Here is a 15,754-nt window from a genome sequence, read left to right on the forward strand (position 1 = left end):
ACTCGCTCCTCTTCCGGAATCCGTAGGTATGAGGCTCTAAACCACGTTTTTCCACAAACTCTCCCTGGCCGATCGCTTATAAATGGGGTCGGGTGGGCCGACCCGCGGTTTTTATTCCCCCCGGGAGCGAACGCGGTGAGCATGCGGGGGTTCTACATCGGACGGTTCCAGCCGTACCACGACGGCCACCACCGGATGGTGACGGAGATCGCCGACGAGGTCGACGAGCTCGTGATCGGTATCGGCTCCGCGGGCGACTCCCACACGACGCGGAACCCCTTCACCGCCGGCGAGCGTGTGATGATGGTGACGAAGGCGTTGAAGGAGCTCGACGTCACCAGCTACGTCGTCCCGATCGAGGACCTCGACCGGAACGCGGTCTGGGTCAGCCACGTCCAGTCGATGACCCCGAAGTTCGACGTGGCGTACTCGAACAACCCGCTCGTCGTCCGGCTGTTCGGGGAGGCCGGCGTCGAGGTGCGCCAGTCGCCGATGTTCCAGCGCGACGTACTCGAAGGGACGGAGATCCGCGAACGGCTCGTCACCGGCGGCGACTGGGAGTCGCTCGTCCCCGACGCCGTCGCCGCCACGATCCACGAGATCGACGGCGTCGAGCGCATCCGACAGATATCCGAGACCGACACCAACGGGAACTGATGGTCGAGGCCGGGATCGCGTTCGGGGTGATGAACGCGATCGGCCTCGTGGCCTTCGCCGCCGTCGGCGCGCTGAAAGGCAGCGACGCCGGCCTCGACCTGTTCGGCGTGGCGGTGCTGGGCTTTCTCACCGCGCTCGGGGGCGGGACGATCCGTGACCTGTTGGTCGGCCGGATCCCCACGTCGCTCCAGTCGAACACGGAGGTGCTGTTCGCCGCCGCCGGGATCGCCCTCGCCGTCGCGCTCGCCACCCGAGTCGAGGTCGACGAGAGCCGCAAGCTCTCGTCTGCCAACCAGAACGCGTCGCGTTCTGGTGACGGTGATCTGATGGAGAGCCCCGCGGTGCTCCTCCCCGACGCGGTCGGCCTCGCGGCGTTCGCCGCGACCGGCGCCGCGGTCGGGATCGAAGCCGGCCTCTCGCCGTTCGGCGTCGTCGTCACCGCGACGCTCACGGGCGTCGGGGGTGGGAGCCTCTCGGATCTGCTGCTCGCCCGGATCCCAGCGGTGCTCCGCGAGGACTTCTACGCGACGCCCGCGGTCGCCGGCGGCGCCGTCGCCCCGCCAGCGGTCGCTGCCGGCCTCTCGGTCGGCGCGACGACGCTGTTCGCGGCGGGCGTGGTGTTCGGCCTCCGCCTCGGCGCGCTGCGGTACGGCTGGCGGCTGCCGACGGTCTGAGCCCGCTATCGGTCGACCCCGCCGCGGAGCTGGACGGCGATCCCCGTGGCGGCGGCGCCGAGCATCGCCCCGGCGAGGTAGATCGTGAGATCGGTATCCGTGCTCCTGAACAGGCCGAGTGACGACCCCGCGAGGACGACGAACAGCACGATCAGGACGGTTCGTTCCCGTTCCATGGCTCGACGCGCGTCCCGTTCGACCATAAAATCGCACGCTCGCCACGGCTGGCCGACGCGGAGGAGGACTACCGTTCCGCCCGCTCGACGACCGCGCGGGCCAGCGTCTCGAAGTCGGCCTCCTCGGGCACCACGTCGACCGTGATCCCCGCCTCCCGCGCGGTCTCGGCGGGGCTCTCGGCGATCGCGCCGACGACGGCCTCGTTCAGCCCCGCGACCGCGTCCTCGCGGATCCCACGCCCCTCGGCCGCGGCGAGAAACCCCTCGACGGTCGAGGCGGAGGTGAACGCGGCGCCGTCCAGCTCCCCGCGAGCAGCCAGTTCCGCGGACTCGTCGGCGTCGTCGGGGCGTTCGAGCCGGTAGAGCGTCGTCTCGCTCACGTCGGCGCCCGCGTCGCGCAGGCCCTCGGGCATCGTCGCGCTCGCCCGGTCCGAGCGCGCGAGCGCGACGGTCTTCCCGTCGACGTCGTCACGGAGTGACGCGACCATCCCCGCGGAGTCGTACTGCTCGGGCACGCGGTCGACGGTCCAGCCAGCCGACTCGGCAGCCTCGGCGGTCGAGGCGCCGATACAGCACAACACGGCGTCGCCGGGAGCCCAGCCCGCGTCGGCGAGCACGTCCACGCCCGTCGAAGACGTGAGCACGACGAAGTCGGCGTCGGGTGGCGTCTCGTCGGTCGGTTCGATCGTCAGCATCGGGTCCGGCACCGGCTCGGCACCGAGCGAGTCGAGGAGGTCGGCGGCGTCGTCGATGCGGCCGTCGTCCGGGCGGAAGACGGCGACGCGCGGGCGGGACATGCTACTCCTCGGCGGCGGCCGCGATCAGGTCGTCGGCGCCCCGGTCGGCGAGGTCGGAAGCGAACTCGGTCGCGGCCTCGGCGTGCCGTGCGACCGGCAGGTCGCGGGTCTCCTCGACGACCTCGGTGCCGTCGGTCGAGAGCACCTGCGCGCGGACGGAGACCATATCCCCCTGCACGGTCGCGTGGACGCCCAGTGGGGCGACACAGCCCCCGCCGAGCTCCGCGAGCACGGTGCGCTCGACGGTGATCGCGACCCGGGTCGGCGCGTGATCGAGCCGGTTCCGGAGCCGCGAGACCACCTCCTCGTCCCTGGCGGTGACGGCGATGGCGCCCTGTGCGGGCGCGGGGACGAACTCCTCGGTCGGGAGGCGGCTGGTGCCGATCTTGTGGCGCAGGCCGCTGCGTTCCACCCCGGCCTCCGCGAGCACGATCGCGTCGTACTCGTGGTCGTACTCCTGGCCGAGCGCACCGCGTTGGAGTTCGGAGAGGCTATCGAACCACTCCTCGACGCTCTGGTCGAACTCGTCGGTCTCCTCCTCCAGCGCGTTCAGCCCCTCGTTCTCGTCGTCGAGCACGCCCTCGGGGTCGATGTTGTACTCCCGCATCTCCTTGCTGGTCTCCGTCTCGTCGGTGCCGAGGCGGCGCTCGTGCTCGCGCTGGAGTTCGGGCGCGAGCAGCTTCTCGATCCGCGTATCGACGTTCCCTCGCAGCGGTCGAACGTCCAGATCGGGGCGAGCGTGGAGTAGCTGGGCGGTCCGGCGGACCGACGAGGTGCCGACGACGGCGCCCTCGTGGAGATCCTCGAGGTCCTTGCCCTCCTTCGTGACGAGCAGGTCGCCCGCCGCGGCGCGCTCGGGCACGGCGGCGACGACGATCCCCTCGGCGAACTCGGTCGGCATATCCTTCATCGAGTGGACTGCGGCGTCGCAGTCGCCGTCGACGACCTCCTGGTCCAGCGCGTGGACGAACGCGCCGATCCGGCCGAGGTCGGCGATCAGTTCGTCACGGATCCGGTCGCCCTCGGTCTCGATCTCGACCAGTTCCACCGGGCGCCGGCGGGTCCCCACCCGGTCCTGCACCAGCGCAGCCTGTCGCAAAGCGAGGTCGGACCCGCGCGTGGCGAGGCGGAGGGTCCTGTCGGAGCTCATGGGCGGGAGTGGGCGACGGGTGGGGAAAAGGGGTGCGTTCGTGGGTCGGGACGCCCCTGCGTCGTCGCGGCGGCGTTACAGCGCCTCGCGATACGCCGCCAGCGTCTCCTCCACGTCTTCCTCGGTGTGGCCGTAGGAGACGAACTGCGACTCGAACTGGTTCTGGGAGAGGAACACGCCCTGCTCCTTCATCTTCGGCCAGAACCGCCGGCGCCAGCGGTCGGTCTCGGCGGCGGCAACGTCGGCGCCGGTTTTCGGGCAGTACTCGTAGCGCGGGCAGCTCTCGTCCTGCCGGCAGCCGCCGGCGCAGGTGTCCTCGACGTTCTCGGGGCCGTCACGGGTGAAGATCACCTTGAACAGCGAGTCGGTGCCGACCACCGTGTACTCCGGCGCGCGCTCCCGGACGATCTCGGTCAGCCCCTCCCGGAGCTGCCGCCCCAGGCTGTTGACGTGCTCGTACACGTCGTTCTCGGCGGCGAAGCGCAGCGTTTCGAGTCCGGCGGCCATCGTCACGGGGTGGCCCGAGAAGGTGCCCGCCTGGAACACGTCGCCGGAGGGGGTGAACTGGCTGATGATCTCGCTTTTCCCGCCGATGGCGCCGACGGGGAAGCCGCCGCCGATGATCTTCCCGAACGTGGTCACGTCGGGCTCGATGCCGAACTTCGACTGGGCACAGCCGAGGCCGCCGACACGGAACCCCGTGATCACCTCGTCCCAGATCAGCAGCGAGCCGTAGTCGTCACAGAGATCCCGGAGGAGCTCGTGGTAGCCGTCGACTGGGTGGACGATCCCCTTGTTCGCGAGGATCGGTTCGACGAGGACGGCGGCGATCTCGTCGCCGTGCTCCTCGAAGGCCTCGGTGACCGCTTCGGAGTCGTTGAACGGGACGGGGATCGTGTGTTTCGCGAACTCCGCCGGGATCCCGTCGGTCGAGGGGCCGCGCTCGTCGAGGTCGCCCTCCACGAGCGTGGAGTCGTTGGCGCCGTGGTAGGAGCCCTGCATCACGACGATCTTGTTCCGATCCGTGTACCCTCGGGCGAGGCGAGTGGCCGACACCGTCGCCTCGGTGCCGGAGTTAACGAACCGCAGCATCTCCACGCTCGGGACGTGCCGGGCGACGAACTCGGCGTGTTCGACCTCGATCTCGGTCGGCATCCCGTACATCGGCCCGGCGCTGGCGTGACGCTGGATCTCGGACTGCACCTGCTCGGGCAGGTCGTGCCCCAGCAGCAGCGGGCCGAGTCCCATCACCCAGTCGACGTAGCGGTTGCCGTCGGCGTCGACGACGTGGCCGCCCTCGCCGCTCTCGGCGAAGGGGGGGTACGGCTCGATCGCCGCGCGGACCGACGAGTTCACGCCGCCGGGCAGCACCGACAGCGCGCGGTCGTAGAGCTCGCCGGAGCGTTCGTGGTTCATACGTCGGGGGTCGGGCCGGCCGGCGAAAGAAGCTAACGGGTTCGACACACGGCTTCGCCGTCCCGCGGTCAGGCCGGCGGCAGCCGCAGCGTGACGACGGTGCCACCCTCGTCGGGGACGCCGAAGTCGAGGCGCCCGCCGGCGGCGTCGACGACCGCCTGTGCGACCCAGAGCCCCAGCCCGGAGCCGTGGGTGAGCTGGGTGATCTCGGTGTCGCCGGTGACGACCTGGTACTCCTCTTCGGGGATGCCGGGACCGTCGTCGCGGACTTCGATCGCGACCCAGTCGTCCTCGCGGACCGCGGTCACCTCGACTGCGGGCTCGTCGGCGCCGTGGACGACGCCGTTCTCGACCAGCTCCTCGATCGCGTCGGGGAGTGCGGGGTCCGAGCGGGCAGCCAACCCCTCGGGCACGTCGACCGAGAGGTCGGCCTCGGGGTGCTCGGCTGCGACTGACTCGACGGCGCGTTGTGCGTCGTCCCGGACCGATCTGTCCTCCAACCCGGAGCCGTGCCGGTCGTAGACGCTCATCACGGTGTCGGCCTCCTCGGCGAGCTCGCCGACGATCTCGACGTGTTTCCGTAGCGTCTCCGCGGAGTCGACGACGCTCTCGTCGTCGGCGGTGGCGGCGATCTGCTCCGCGTGCCCCAGCATCACCGTCGCCTCGTTCCGGAGGTTGTGCCGGAGCACGCGGTTCAGTACGGCCAGCTTCCGGCGCTCGGCCGCCAGCTCCTCGGCCCGGACACGCCGGGCGTCGTACACGCCGATGATGACGTGGGCCGCCGCGCCGATCGCGAGCAGGTTCGCGATCGTGAACGCCCGGTTCGTGATATCGACCCCGGCGCCGGACTGGTAGGCGAACAGCCCGAGCATCACCGACCCCAGCACGACGAGGCCGAGCACGTTCCAGACCGCGATCCGGATCGCGTTCCGGTCGCTGAAGCCGCTGCGGTAGAGGCTGTACCCCGCCGCGACCAGCCCGGTCGAGACCACCGTGCCGACCAGCGAGAGGGCGAGCCCGACGGGGCCGAGCCCGGGTGTCAGCAGAACGGTGACGTTCGGGATCAGCAGTACGACGCCCGTGAGGACGACGATCGCGCTGGCTACCAGCCGCGTCGTCCCCCGATCGGGCTCCCCCTTCGACTCGACGTCGGGGTTGAACCCGACCTCCCGCAGGAGCGCGTCGACGACCCCTCGTGACTCCCCCTTCGTAGACATCGTTCTGGACCTACCCTCACCCACTGGCCGCATCAAGCTACCGCCAGCGACACCACAACGAACCCGATAAGGCCCTCCCCGCGCCAGTTCGGGCCATGACCGAGTACTTCGAGGTGCACGGGCGCGACGGCGCCGCCCGCCTCGGCGAACTCCGCCTCGCCGACCCCGTCACGACGCCGGCGACGGCCGATTCCGTCGTCGAGGACGCCGGCTCCCTCTGGGCCGAGGACCGCGACCTCCCCGAGGGCGCCGACGACCGCCTCACCGTTCTCCCCCACCGCGCGTTCCCGCCGGGCACCCGCGAACCCGTCCGGGAGTCGTTCCGCGTCGACCACCCCGAGATCGACGCCCCCAGTGCCGCCGTGCTCTCCAGCGAGGAGGCCCGGGACGTGGGCGCCGACGCCTATCTGCTCTCCGACGCCAACGGGTTCGTCGGCCACGCGGCGGCGTTCAAAGACGCCATCGTCCGCACCCGGGAGGCGATCCCCGCCGACACCGCGCTGTACCTCTCCGGCGTCGCCACGCCGCGGAACGTCGCGACACTCGTCTACGCCGGGGTCGACCTCGTCGACGCGAAGAAAGCTCGTGTCCGTGGTGCCGAGGGGTTCTACCTCACCAGCGAGGGCGAGCGGTTCCTCGAGGACCTGCGGGAGCTTCCCTGTTCGTGTGCGGCCTGCCAGCAGCCCATCGAGGAGTTCGATCGCCGGGACTGCGCCGAGCACAACGCAAACGCGCTCCGCACTGAGCTCCGGGTCGTCCGCGAGCGCATCCGCGAGGGCCGCCTGCGCGACTACGTCGAGGGGCAGGCTCGCCACGACCAGTGGCTCACCGCCGCGTTCCGCGAGTTCGATCAGCAGTACGGCTACGTCGAGGAGCGCGCGCCGGTCGTGCGGGACAGCGAACTCGCCGCGGCCAGCGGCGACAGCATCCGCCGGCCGGAGATCCAGCGCTTCGCCGAGCGCGTGACGAACCGTTACGAGACGGAGTTCGACGACCCGCTGGTGCTCGTCCCCTGTTCGGCGAAGAAGCCGTACAGCGAGTCACAGAGCCACCGGCAGTTCCACGACGCGATCCAGTGGCGCGGCCACCTCGCCTCCATGACCTCGCCCATCGGCGTCGTCCCGCAGGAGCTCGAACTCACCTACCCCGCCCAGCAGTACGACACTGTCGTCACCGGGCGCTGGAGCGCCGACGAGCGGGAGTTCGTCGCCGAAGTGCTCCAGAGATACCTCCAGCGCAACGAGTACGACCGCGTGATCGCCCACGTCCCGCCGGGGGGGTACACCGACATCTGTGAGACCGTGGAGCCAGCGGTCGACGCCGAGTTCGAGTACACCGTCGCCGACCACCCCACCACGGACGAGTCGCTCGCGGCGCTGTCCGACGCACTCGAGGGGGAGGAAACGTACCGGAAGCGCACCCGCGAACACCGGATCGTTCGCGCGATGGCCGACTACCAGCTCGGCGAGGGTGCGGGCGCGGCGCTGTTCCCCAGCGACGAGATCCGGACCACCAGTCGCTACCCGAAGCTCCAGGTTCGCGACACCGAGGGCGAGCAGTTGGCGACGATGGTCCCCCAGTACGGCGTGCTCTCCTTCACGACTGCCGGCGCCCGGAAGTGGGCCGAGAGCGACGCGCCGAGCAAGACCGTCGAGATCGACGAGTTCGTCCCTCACGGCAGCGTGCTCGCGCCTGGTGTCGTCGACGCCGACGAGGGGATCCGCACCGGCGACGAGGTGATCGTCTCCGGGCCGAAGGCGTTCGGCGTCGGCCGGGCGTCGATGTTCGGTCGGGAGATGCAGGAGTCGACCCGGGGAATCGCCGTCGAGACCCGACACGTCGACGAACTGTCGACGCGCTCGCGGTAGCTTTTTCAGGATTCCTGACGCGTCTCCGAGTATGGTCCCGCTCAAGTCCTGGCCGGGCATCGCGCTCGTCCTCGTGGTCACGCTCGGGCTCTCCGCGCTCACCGCAGTGCTCTCGCTCGGCGCCCTCCCCGCGGTCGTCACCATCGTCGGCTGGTTCATCGTCGCGCCGGTGCTGGCGATCCTCACGTACTACGAGGACGAGGAGGGTGACGCTGATCCGGAGCGCGACGACCCAGTAGCGACGCTTCGGGAGCGATACGCCCGTGGCGAGCTCACCGAGGCGGAGTTCGAACGGCGACTGGATCAGCTCTTGGAGACGGAGGGGACAGGTCGATCCGCGGGCGTCGACGGGGCGCGAGAACGCGGCGAACGCGAGCGCGTCAGGGAGCGGTAGCGCCGTCAGTTCTCGGCTTCCGGTGACTCCCGCACCGCGGGCTGCGGGCCGAACTCGCGGTCGGCGGCTCGGTGCCGACCTTGCAGGCGACCGTCGAAAGCGGGGGCGTTCGCGCCGAAACGGCGAAGGGGCTTCGCGACGAGAGACGGACGATGGCTCGTGTCGAGACCGCCGGCCGACTCCACTTCGGCTTCGGCAACCTCTCGCTCGCCTACGACCGGCTCTACGGCGCGCTCGGGGTCGCGCTCGATCGCCCCCCGCTCGCCGTCGAGGCGACGGCCGCCGAGTCGGTCCGCTGTGACGACGAGGTGGCCGCCGAGTACGCCGAACGCGCCTGTGACCTGCTCTCGGTGTCCGGCGCCGACGTGTCCGTCGAGAGCGGCCTCCCCCGCCACGCCGGGCTCGGGAGCGGAACGCAGATCGCGCTGGCCGTGCTGGCGGCGGTCGCCCGCGCCCACGGTCGCGCGCCCGGCGCCCGGGAGCGCGCGCCAGATCTCGGTCGCGGCGGCCGCTCCGGCGTCGGCGTCGCCACGTTCGAACAGGGCGGGTTCGTGCTCGACGCCGGCCACCCCGCGGCGCTGTTCACCGCCGACGCGCCCGAAGTGGGTTCGTGGGCGGTGCCCGAGGTGTCCGCCCGCCACCCGATCCCGGAGGGCTGGCGCTTCCTCGTCGTCGTTCCCGACGCGCCCTCGGGCCGGAGCGGCGACGACGAGGACGCCGCGATGCGCCGGACGGTCGCGGACGCCGACCCGGACCTCGCGGACCGCGTCGCAGGTGTCGTGGTCCGGGGGGTGCTCCCGGCGGTCGCGGCCGGCGACGTTGCACGGTTCGGCGACGCCGTGAGCGAGGTGGGGCGGCTCAACGGCGCGTGGTACGCCGACGAGCAGGGCGGCACCTACCGCCCGCCGGTCGGCAGCCTCGTCGACTCGCTCTCGGGGTCGGCCGCGGTGTACGGCGCCGGGCAGTCCTCCTGGGGGCCGGCGGTGTACGGCGTCACGGACGACGAGCACGCGGCCGCCGCCCGCGAGGCCGGCGAAGAAGCGCTCGACGCGGCGGGCGTCGACGGCGAGGTGTTCGTCGCCGCGGGGCGCAACCGCGGGGCGTCGATCGACTCGTAGCCGCGTGGACTGCCGGCGATCGTGGCCGGGCCGACACGGGAACCCTTTATACGCTCGGCGGGCCCTCGAAGGGGCATGGAGCGGCTACCGCTGGGCGTCGCGCGCATCGACAGCATCCTCCGCGGCGGCGCGCCGCCGGGGAGCACCCTGCTCGCGGCCGGGGAGTCGGGGGCGGGCGCCCGGGAGTTCGCCCACACCGCGGCGGCGATGAACGCGCTCTCGGACGCCGATCCGGAGCTGTTCGACCTCTACTACGGCGACCTGCCCGAACGGTCGACGGTGCCCCCGGAAATCCACTACGTCTCCTTCACCGCCGACAGCGACGAGATCGCCCGCGAGATGGGGTACACGATGGACGACGACATCGTCGAGGCCGCGAGCGAGGCGATCCAGTTCCGGGATCTCTCGCCGGAGTACTTCCAGCTCTCGCCGATCCCGCGGGAGTGGTACATGGGCGAGGCTCAGACGATCGAGGATCTCGGGAAGGCGGAGGGGACCGACGACGTGCTCGGCGCGCTGGGGGATTACCTCAACGAACACGCGGCGGGGAACCTCGTGGTGCTCGACTCCATCTCCGACCTCGTCGGCGCGATGGGCGAGGACGTGGAGTGGAACGACATCACGACGCTGATCCGCGGGCTCACCAAGGCCTCCCACAGCTGGGACGGGCTGATCGTCATGATCGTCAACCGCGACGCGATCACCGCCAAGGAGTTCGGACAGTTGATGGACGCCGCGGAGGGCACCTTCGAGTTCTCGTGGGAGTCCGGCGGCTCCCAGCGCGCCAGAACGATGGTGGTCAGACAGTTCCGTGGCGTGCTCTCCCAGCTGGAGCAGGAGAACATCGTCCGGTTCGAGACCGAGATCCACGAGGGCGGCTTCGACGTGAGCGACGTGCGGAAGATCCGTTAGCACCGCCGGTACCCCTCGGTGTCGAGGAAGTTGTGCGCCACCGTGATCGTGTGGTCGGCGTGGAGCCGTTTCGGCCCGACGCGGACGCGACGGTCCGCCTTCTCGTCGAGTAGTTCCCCCTCCGCGTCGGCGAAGTCGTTGTGATCCGAGAGCACGAACAGCGGGTCCTCCGGCGGTTCAGCGTCGACGAGCGGGTCGCCGTCCTCGTGGAGTTGTACGACTGTCGCGTCGCGGGCGACGCGGTCGAACGTCGCCGAAAAGCCCATCCGGTAGAGCGAGACGCCGGGACTCGTCTCGACCGGCTGGTGGCCGATGGCCTCCCCTTTCTCCTCCAGCGCGCCGCGGATCAGCGCGGCCGTCGAGCGCTCGTCGGGGTTGAGTCGGCGCAGGTCGGCGCCGTCGAAGGAGACGGTGTACTCGTCGCGCAGGACGAGGTGGACCTGTACGTCCCCGCGCAGGTCGTGAGAGAGGAAAAAGGCCGAGTTGACACAGCGACACAGCACGTCCAGCCGGCCCGCACCGCCGGCGATGTCGTCGAGCGAGAACGAGGGCTCGGTCGGCACGTCGTGGCCGACGACGAGGAACTGGCGCATGCCTCCCTGTCGACGGGCCGCCGTAGAATCCGTTTCGCTTCTCAGTACCCCTGTGCGGTCCCGTCCTTCCGGGGCTCCGTCGCGGCCGAGAGGATGCCGTCCTCGCTGCGGACGATCTGGGCACCGCCGAACATGCCGGGGTAGAGCACCTGCACGTCGTGATCCCTGCGGGAGAGCTTCGTCAGCAGTTCGTTGTCGGCGTCCATCCGCTCCTCGACCGCCAGCGAGCCGTCCTCGCGGTAGCGCCAGCGCGGCAGATCCAGCGCGGCCTGGAGCGGCAGGTCGTAGTCGACGATGTTCGAGACCACCTGCAGGTGGCCCTGGGGCTGCATGAACCCGCCCATCACGCCGAAGGCGGCCCAGTCCTCCGTCCCGTCGTCCTCGGCGGCGAACTCCGAGATAGCGGGGACGAGCGTGTGGAACGGCCGTTTCCCGGGTTCGATGACGTTCGGGTGGTCCCCGTCGAGCGAGAACGAGGAGCCGCGGTTCTGGAGCGCGATCCCCGTGTCGCCCGCGACCAGCCCGGAGCCGAAGCCGGCGAACCGGGAGTTGATGAAGGAGACGACGTTCCCCTCGCCGTCGGCGACACAGAGCAGCACCGTGTCGGCGTCCTCGGCGTTGCTCCCCTCGACGCCGAAGCTCACGTCGTGGTTCGCCTGCTCGCCGATCAGGTCGGCACGCTCTTTCGCCCACGCCTTGGCGGCCAGCGGCGGGTGGTCCTCGTACTCGGGGTCGGTGATGTAGCGGTGGCCGTCCGCGAAGGCGACCTTCATCGCCTCCGCGAAGTAGTGGACGCGCTCGGGGGAGTCGAGATCGTACTCGCCGGCACCGATCTCCTCGGCGACGTTGAGCGCCTCCAGCGCGATCAGCCCCTGATTGTTCGGCGGGAGCTCGTACACCTCGGCGCCGTTGTACGTCGTCGACACGGGATCGAGCAGTTCGGGCTCGAACTCGGCGAGGTCCTCGGTCGTCAGGAACCCACCCTTCGACTGCACCTCCGCGGCGATCTGCTCGGCGATCTCGCCCTCGTAGAACGCGTCGGCGCCCGCCTCGGCGATCGTTTCGAGCGACTCGCCCAGCCGGGGGAGCGTGACCTCCTGGCCCGTGCTCGGCGCCTCACCGTCGAACAGGTACGCCTCCCGGGCGTGGTCGTCCTGGAACAGCTCCTCTCCGTGCTGCCACTGCGAGGACACCACTTCGGAGACGGGGTACCCTTCGGTCGCGTAGCGGATCGCCGGCTGGAGCAGTTCGCCGAGCCCCTTGTTCCCGAACTCCTCGGCGGTCAGCTCCCAGCCGCGTGCCGTCCCGGGGACGGTGACGGCCTGTGCGCCGGTCTCGGGCATCTCGGCGTCCTCTGGGTCGATATCCTCGTCGGCGTCCTCCGCGACCGCCTCGCGGACGTTCTCGAGGGTCGCGTCGGCGGGCGCGCCCCCGCAGGAGCGCATCGCGCCCACGTCGCCGTCGGCGGTCCTGTACAGCGCGAACACGTCGCCGCCCAGCCCCGTGGAGGTGGGCTCGACGACGTTGAGCGCGGCCGCGGCCGCGACGGCGGCGTCGAACGCGTTGCCGCCATCCTGAAGCACCGACACCCCGACCTGCGAGGCGAGGGGCTGGCTGGTGGCGACGACGCCGTCAGCGCCGTAGACGGTCGAACGGCGCGAAGTAAATCGATCGAGATCCGGCTCGGACATGTCCGGGGGGACGTGTCGGTGAGAGTAAAATGCCCCCCCAAATAGATTCGGTGCGGGCCTTTTTCACCCCCGCGTCCACCCTCCGTGCATGACGTTCTCCGTCTGTACACGCGTTCCGTCGGCCGAGCACGACGCCGGCGACGGCCCCGCGTTCGCCGTCGCGGTCGCGACCGACGCCCCTGCCGTTGGGGCGCTCTGCCCGTACGTCAGCCACGAGGGGGCGGTCGCGACCCAGAGCTTCGTCAACGTCCGACTCGGACGGCGCGGGATCGACCTGCTCCCCGACCTCGCGGTCGACGACGCGCTGTCGGGGCTGCTCGAACAGGACGACCACAGCGAACTCCGTCAGCTCCACGGCGTCGACGACCGTGGCAACGAGTTCGCGTTCACGGGCGAGGACTGTGACGAGTGGTGCGGCCACGAGGTCCGCGACGGGATCACCTCGGCTGGCAACATGCTCGCGACGGGCGAGACGCTGCCCGCCGTCATCGACGCGGTCGAGGCCGCCGACGGCCGGATCGGCGAACGCCTGCTCGCCGGGCTCGACGCCGGCGTCGAGGCGGGCGGCGACAAGCGCGGCCACTCCTCGGCGGCGATCCTGATCAAGGCGCCACAAACGACCGCGTTTCACGATCTGCGTGTCGACGAACACGAAAACCCCGTCACGGAGCTGCGCCGCGTGTACGAGGCGGCGGTCGAGGCCAGCGACGGGTTCAGCGAGTCGTCGAAGGAACGGATCTTCGACTAGTCAGTCCAGCTCCGGCGCGGGACGCCCCGGATCAACCCGGTGACACGCCGCCGTCCGGTTCGACGCGGGTTCGACGACCCGCGGCGTCTTCTCGACACACGGTGAGGCGAACGCCTGTACCGTCTCCACGGCTGCGTCTTCGTCGCCCTCGACCACCTGTGTTGCGGCGGTCCGCACCGTCTCGGCCGCCGAGTCGGGCAGCGACTCGATCTCGCCGGGCAGCGCGCCCTCGATCAGCCGCGACGCGACGTCGTCGTCGGTCACGCCGTCGGACTCGGCTTCCAGTCGGCTCCGGACTGCCTCCGGATCGAGTTCGCCGTTCTCGACGCGGTTCCGGAACGTGAACGCCCGGCGGAACGCCGGCTGGTCGCCGGGCCAGTCGTCGCCGGGGATCACCTCCGGACAGCGCGTGTGGAACCGACAGCCCTCGGGCGGGTCGATCGGCGAGGGGACCGTCCCTTCGAGTAGGATGCGGTCCTCGCGTGCCTCGGGGTCGATCCGGGGCACCGCCGACAGCAGCGACTTGGTGTAGGGGTGGCGCGGGTCCTCGAACAGCTCCTCGACGGGCGCGGTCTCGACGATCTCGCCCAGATACATCACCGCGACACGGTCGGCCACCTGGTGGACGACCGAGAGGTCGTGGGTGATCATCAGGATCGAGAGTCCGAGCTCCTCCTGCAGGTCGTCGAGCAGCTGGAGGATCTGGGCCTGCACGCTCACGTCGAGCGCGCTGACCGGCTCGTCGGCCACGATCATCTCCGGCTCGACCGCGAGCGCGCGGGCGATGCCGACGCGCTGCTGCTGACCGCCGGAGAACTGCCCGGGGTAGCGGTCGACGTGGGCGGGCTTGAGCCCGACCCGTTCGAGCAGCTCCTCGGCGCGTTCGATCCGGTCGGCCTCGCTCTCGCCGATGTCGTGGACCTCCATCGGCGCCGTGACGATGTCGCCGACGGTCTGGCGCGGGTTCAGCGACGCCAGCGGGTCCTGGAAGATCATCTGCATCCGCCGGCGGTACTGGCGCATCTCTCGGTCGGAGAGCCCCGTCAGTTCGTCGCCGCGGAACTCGATCGAGCCGTCGGTCGCCGAGTGGAGGTTCAGCAGCGTCTGGCCCAGCGTCGACTTCCCGCAGCCGGACTCGCCGACCACCGCGAGCGTCTCGCCCTCCCGGAGTTCGAGGTCGACGCCGTCGACGGCGCGGACCAGCCCGCCCCCGCCGAGCAGTCGGTCGAGGAACCCGTCGGACTGGTCGAAGTGTTTCTTCACGTCCTCGGCCGCGAGCAGGGGGGTGTCGGCGCTCATAGGCGCTCACCCTCCGGGCCGCGGCGGAGACACGCCGCCTCGTGGTCGTCGTTCGGGTCGCCCACGTCGCGGAACTCCGGCTTCACTTCGAAACACTCCCGTTTCGACTCGGGACAGCGCGGCGCGAAGTGGCAGGCGTAGGGGATGTCGATCAGGTCGGGGACGTTCCCCTCGATCGGCTGGAGATCCCGGTCCGGATCCTCGAGCCGGGGCGTGCTCGCGATCAGCCCCTGCGTGTAGGGGTGTTCCGGCGACGAGAACAGCGTCTCGGTCTCGGCGCGTTCGACGATCTCGCCCGCGTACATCACGTTCACGCGGTCGCAGGTCTCCGCGACCACCGCGAGGTCGTGGGTGATCAGCAGGATCGAGGTGTCGAACTCCTCTTTCAGCCCCGTGAGCTCGTCGAGGATCTGGGCCTGGATCGTCACGTCGAGCGCCGTCGTCGGCTCGTCGGCGACCAGCAGATCCGGCTCGCAGGACAGCGCCATCGCGATCATCGCGCGCTGGCGCATCCCGCCGGAGAACTCGTGGGGGTAGTCCGTCGCCCGCGCGTCGGGCTCGGGAATCTCGACGGCCTCCAGCATCTCGATCGCCCGGCGCCACGCCTCGCTGTTCTTGGTGGCGCCGACGATCTTGCGTTTCATCTCCGCGGAGAGCGACACCGACTCCCCGACGTCCTGGTGGAGCCGGACCGTCTCGGCGATCTGCTCGCCCACGCGGAGCGTGGGGTTGAGCGAGTTCATCGGGTCCTGGAACACCATCGAGACGTTGCCGCCGCGGATCGACTCCCGTTCGGCCTCGGACATCTCGAGCAGCGACTCGCCGTTGAACAGCACGTCGCCGCCGGCGATCTCGCCGGGCTCCTCGACGATGCCGACGACGCTGTCGGCGAGCACGCTCTTGCCGGAGCCGGACTCGCCGACGAGCCCGACGATCTCGCCGGTCTCGATCGTGAGGTCGACGCCGGCGACGGCCTCGACGAGGCCGCGTTCGGTCGGGAACTGCGTCTGCAGGTCGCGGACTTCCAGCACGGGCTCGCTCATC

General features: G+C 70.6%; 16 protein-coding genes. 7 read left to right on the forward strand and 9 right to left on the reverse strand.

Annotated features, from left to right (window positions below; translation table 11 throughout):
• Positions 1 to 141 precede the first annotated feature (141 nt).
• Positions 142 to 657, forward strand: coding sequence for a nicotinamide-nucleotide adenylyltransferase (locus B4589_RS12575; RefSeq protein ID WP_079234594.1), 516 nt, complete (start codon positions 142 to 144; stop codon positions 655 to 657).
• On the forward strand, positions 657 to 1,331 hold the full coding sequence (locus tag B4589_RS12580; protein ID WP_079234595.1) for a trimeric intracellular cation channel family protein: 675 nt from the start codon (positions 657 to 659) through the stop codon (positions 1,329 to 1,331). The genes B4589_RS12575 and B4589_RS12580 overlap by 1 nt, the downstream gene beginning before the upstream one ends.
• 5 nt (positions 1,332 to 1,336) lie before the next feature.
• On the opposite strand, the gene B4589_RS12585 is transcribed toward B4589_RS12580, so the two are convergent.
• From B4589_RS12585 to B4589_RS12605, 5 genes are all read right to left on the reverse strand, one after another.
• Positions 1,337 to 1,507 carry a hypothetical protein gene (locus B4589_RS12585; RefSeq protein ID WP_158081181.1) on the reverse strand — a complete coding sequence of 57 codons (171 nt, stop codon included), beginning with the start codon at positions 1,505 to 1,507 and terminating at the stop codon, positions 1,337 to 1,339.
• A gap of 68 nt (positions 1,508 to 1,575) precedes the next feature.
• Positions 1,576 to 2,304, reverse strand: coding sequence for a uroporphyrinogen-III synthase (locus B4589_RS12590; protein ID WP_079234596.1), 729 nt, complete (start codon positions 2,302 to 2,304; stop codon positions 1,576 to 1,578).
• Between the two features lies 1 nt (position 2,305).
• Positions 2,306 to 3,454, reverse strand: coding sequence for a hydroxymethylbilane synthase (hemC, locus tag B4589_RS12595; RefSeq protein WP_079234597.1), 1,149 nt, complete (start codon positions 3,452 to 3,454; stop codon positions 2,306 to 2,308).
• A 75-nt stretch (positions 3,455 to 3,529) separates the two neighbouring features.
• Entirely contained in the window at positions 3,530 to 4,870 is a 1,341-nt protein-coding gene (locus B4589_RS12600; RefSeq protein WP_079234598.1) for a glutamate-1-semialdehyde 2,1-aminomutase, read from the reverse strand.
• Positions 4,871 to 4,938: 68 nt separating this feature from the next.
• Positions 4,939 to 6,087 (reverse strand): sensor histidine kinase KdpD, encoded by a 1,149-nt coding sequence (locus B4589_RS12605; RefSeq protein ID WP_158081182.1) that lies wholly within the window; start codon positions 6,085 to 6,087, stop codon positions 4,939 to 4,941.
• Positions 6,088 to 6,182: 95 nt separating this feature from the next.
• On the opposite strand from B4589_RS12605, the gene arcS reads away from it, so the two are divergent.
• The 4 genes from arcS (at position 6,183) to B4589_RS12625 (ending at position 10,379) form a co-directional block, all read left to right on the forward strand.
• Positions 6,183 to 7,955, forward strand: a complete 1,773-nt coding sequence (arcS, locus tag B4589_RS12610) for an archaeosine synthase subunit alpha (RefSeq protein ID WP_079234600.1) — start codon at positions 6,183 to 6,185, stop codon at positions 7,953 to 7,955.
• Between the two features lie 31 nt (positions 7,956 to 7,986).
• Positions 7,987 to 8,349 carry an SHOCT domain-containing protein gene (locus B4589_RS12615; protein ID WP_079234601.1) on the forward strand — a complete coding sequence of 121 codons (363 nt, stop codon included), beginning with the start codon at positions 7,987 to 7,989 and terminating at the stop codon, positions 8,347 to 8,349.
• A 152-nt stretch (positions 8,350 to 8,501) separates the two neighbouring features.
• The gene (locus B4589_RS12620; RefSeq protein ID WP_079235235.1) at positions 8,502 to 9,467 is read left to right on the forward strand and encodes a beta-ribofuranosylaminobenzene 5'-phosphate synthase family protein; all 966 of its coding nucleotides are present in this window, start codon (positions 8,502 to 8,504) and stop codon (positions 9,465 to 9,467) included.
• 75 nt (positions 9,468 to 9,542) lie between these two features.
• Positions 9,543 to 10,379 carry an HTR-like protein gene (locus B4589_RS12625; protein WP_079234602.1) on the forward strand — a complete coding sequence of 279 codons (837 nt, stop codon included), beginning with the start codon at positions 9,543 to 9,545 and terminating at the stop codon, positions 10,377 to 10,379.
• On the opposite strand, the gene trmY is transcribed toward B4589_RS12625, so the two are convergent.
• Positions 10,376 to 10,972, reverse strand: coding sequence for a tRNA (pseudouridine(54)-N(1))-methyltransferase TrmY (trmY, locus tag B4589_RS12630; protein ID WP_079234603.1), 597 nt, complete (start codon positions 10,970 to 10,972; stop codon positions 10,376 to 10,378). The two genes, B4589_RS12625 and trmY, sit on opposite strands and share 4 nt — an antisense overlap.
• Positions 10,973 to 11,013: 41 nt before the next feature.
• Complete coding sequence (gene ggt / locus B4589_RS12635) at positions 11,014 to 12,663, reverse strand: gamma-glutamyltransferase (protein ID WP_079234604.1); 1,650 nt, start codon at positions 12,661 to 12,663, stop codon at positions 11,014 to 11,016.
• An 88-nt stretch (positions 12,664 to 12,751) separates the two neighbouring features.
• Here ggt and B4589_RS12640 point away from each other — a divergent pair, with 88 nt between their 5' ends.
• A complete protein-coding gene (locus B4589_RS12640; RefSeq protein ID WP_079234605.1) occupies positions 12,752 to 13,411 on the forward strand; it encodes a DUF1028 domain-containing protein in 660 nt (219 codons plus the stop codon).
• On the opposite strand, the gene B4589_RS12645 is transcribed toward B4589_RS12640, so the two are convergent.
• On the reverse strand, positions 13,412 to 14,710 hold the full coding sequence (locus B4589_RS12645) for an ABC transporter ATP-binding protein (RefSeq protein WP_079234606.1): 1,299 nt from the start codon (positions 14,708 to 14,710) through the stop codon (positions 13,412 to 13,414).
• Positions 14,707 to 15,753 carry an ABC transporter ATP-binding protein gene (locus tag B4589_RS12650; protein ID WP_079234607.1) on the reverse strand — a complete coding sequence of 349 codons (1,047 nt, stop codon included), beginning with the start codon at positions 15,751 to 15,753 and terminating at the stop codon, positions 14,707 to 14,709. The genes B4589_RS12645 and B4589_RS12650 overlap by 4 nt, the downstream gene beginning before the upstream one ends.
• Position 15,754: the final 1 nt, after the last annotated feature.

The organism is Halolamina sp. CBA1230 (genome assembly GCF_002025255.2).
In the GTDB taxonomy this organism is placed as follows: Archaea; Halobacteriota; Halobacteria; order Halobacteriales; family Haloferacaceae; genus Halolamina.

Coding starts and splice junctions, on each gene's coding strand:
- hemC (WP_079234597.1), bottom strand. CDS start 3,454: ATGAGCTCCGACAGGACCCTCCGCCTCGCCACGCGCGGGTCCGACCTC.
- B4589_RS12615 (WP_079234601.1), top strand. CDS start 7,987: ATGGTCCCGCTCAAGTCCTGGCCGGGCATCGCGCTCGTCCTCGTGGTC.
- arcS (WP_079234600.1), top strand. CDS start 6,183: ATGACCGAGTACTTCGAGGTGCACGGGCGCGACGGCGCCGCCCGCCTC.
- B4589_RS12575 (WP_079234594.1), top strand. CDS start 142: ATGCGGGGGTTCTACATCGGACGGTTCCAGCCGTACCACGACGGCCAC.
- trmY (WP_079234603.1), bottom strand. CDS start 10,972: ATGCGCCAGTTCCTCGTCGTCGGCCACGACGTGCCGACCGAGCCCTCG.
- B4589_RS12585 (WP_158081181.1), bottom strand. CDS start 1,507: ATGGAACGGGAACGAACCGTCCTGATCGTGCTGTTCGTCGTCCTCGCG.
- B4589_RS12620 (WP_079235235.1), top strand. CDS start 8,502: ATGGCTCGTGTCGAGACCGCCGGCCGACTCCACTTCGGCTTCGGCAAC.
- B4589_RS12590 (WP_079234596.1), bottom strand. CDS start 2,304: ATGTCCCGCCCGCGCGTCGCCGTCTTCCGCCCGGACGACGGCCGCATC.
- B4589_RS12600 (WP_079234598.1), bottom strand. CDS start 4,870: ATGAACCACGAACGCTCCGGCGAGCTCTACGACCGCGCGCTGTCGGTG.
- B4589_RS12580 (WP_079234595.1), top strand. CDS start 657: ATGGTCGAGGCCGGGATCGCGTTCGGGGTGATGAACGCGATCGGCCTC.
- B4589_RS12645 (WP_079234606.1), bottom strand. CDS start 14,710: ATGAGCGCCGACACCCCCCTGCTCGCGGCCGAGGACGTGAAGAAACAC.
- B4589_RS12625 (WP_079234602.1), top strand. CDS start 9,543: ATGGAGCGGCTACCGCTGGGCGTCGCGCGCATCGACAGCATCCTCCGC.
- B4589_RS12650 (WP_079234607.1), bottom strand. CDS start 15,753: ATGAGCGAGCCCGTGCTGGAAGTCCGCGACCTGCAGACGCAGTTCCCG.
- B4589_RS12640 (WP_079234605.1), top strand. CDS start 12,752: ATGACGTTCTCCGTCTGTACACGCGTTCCGTCGGCCGAGCACGACGCC.
- ggt (WP_079234604.1), bottom strand. CDS start 12,663: ATGTCCGAGCCGGATCTCGATCGATTTACTTCGCGCCGTTCGACCGTC.
- B4589_RS12605 (WP_158081182.1), bottom strand. CDS start 6,087: ATGTCTACGAAGGGGGAGTCACGAGGGGTCGTCGACGCGCTCCTGCGG.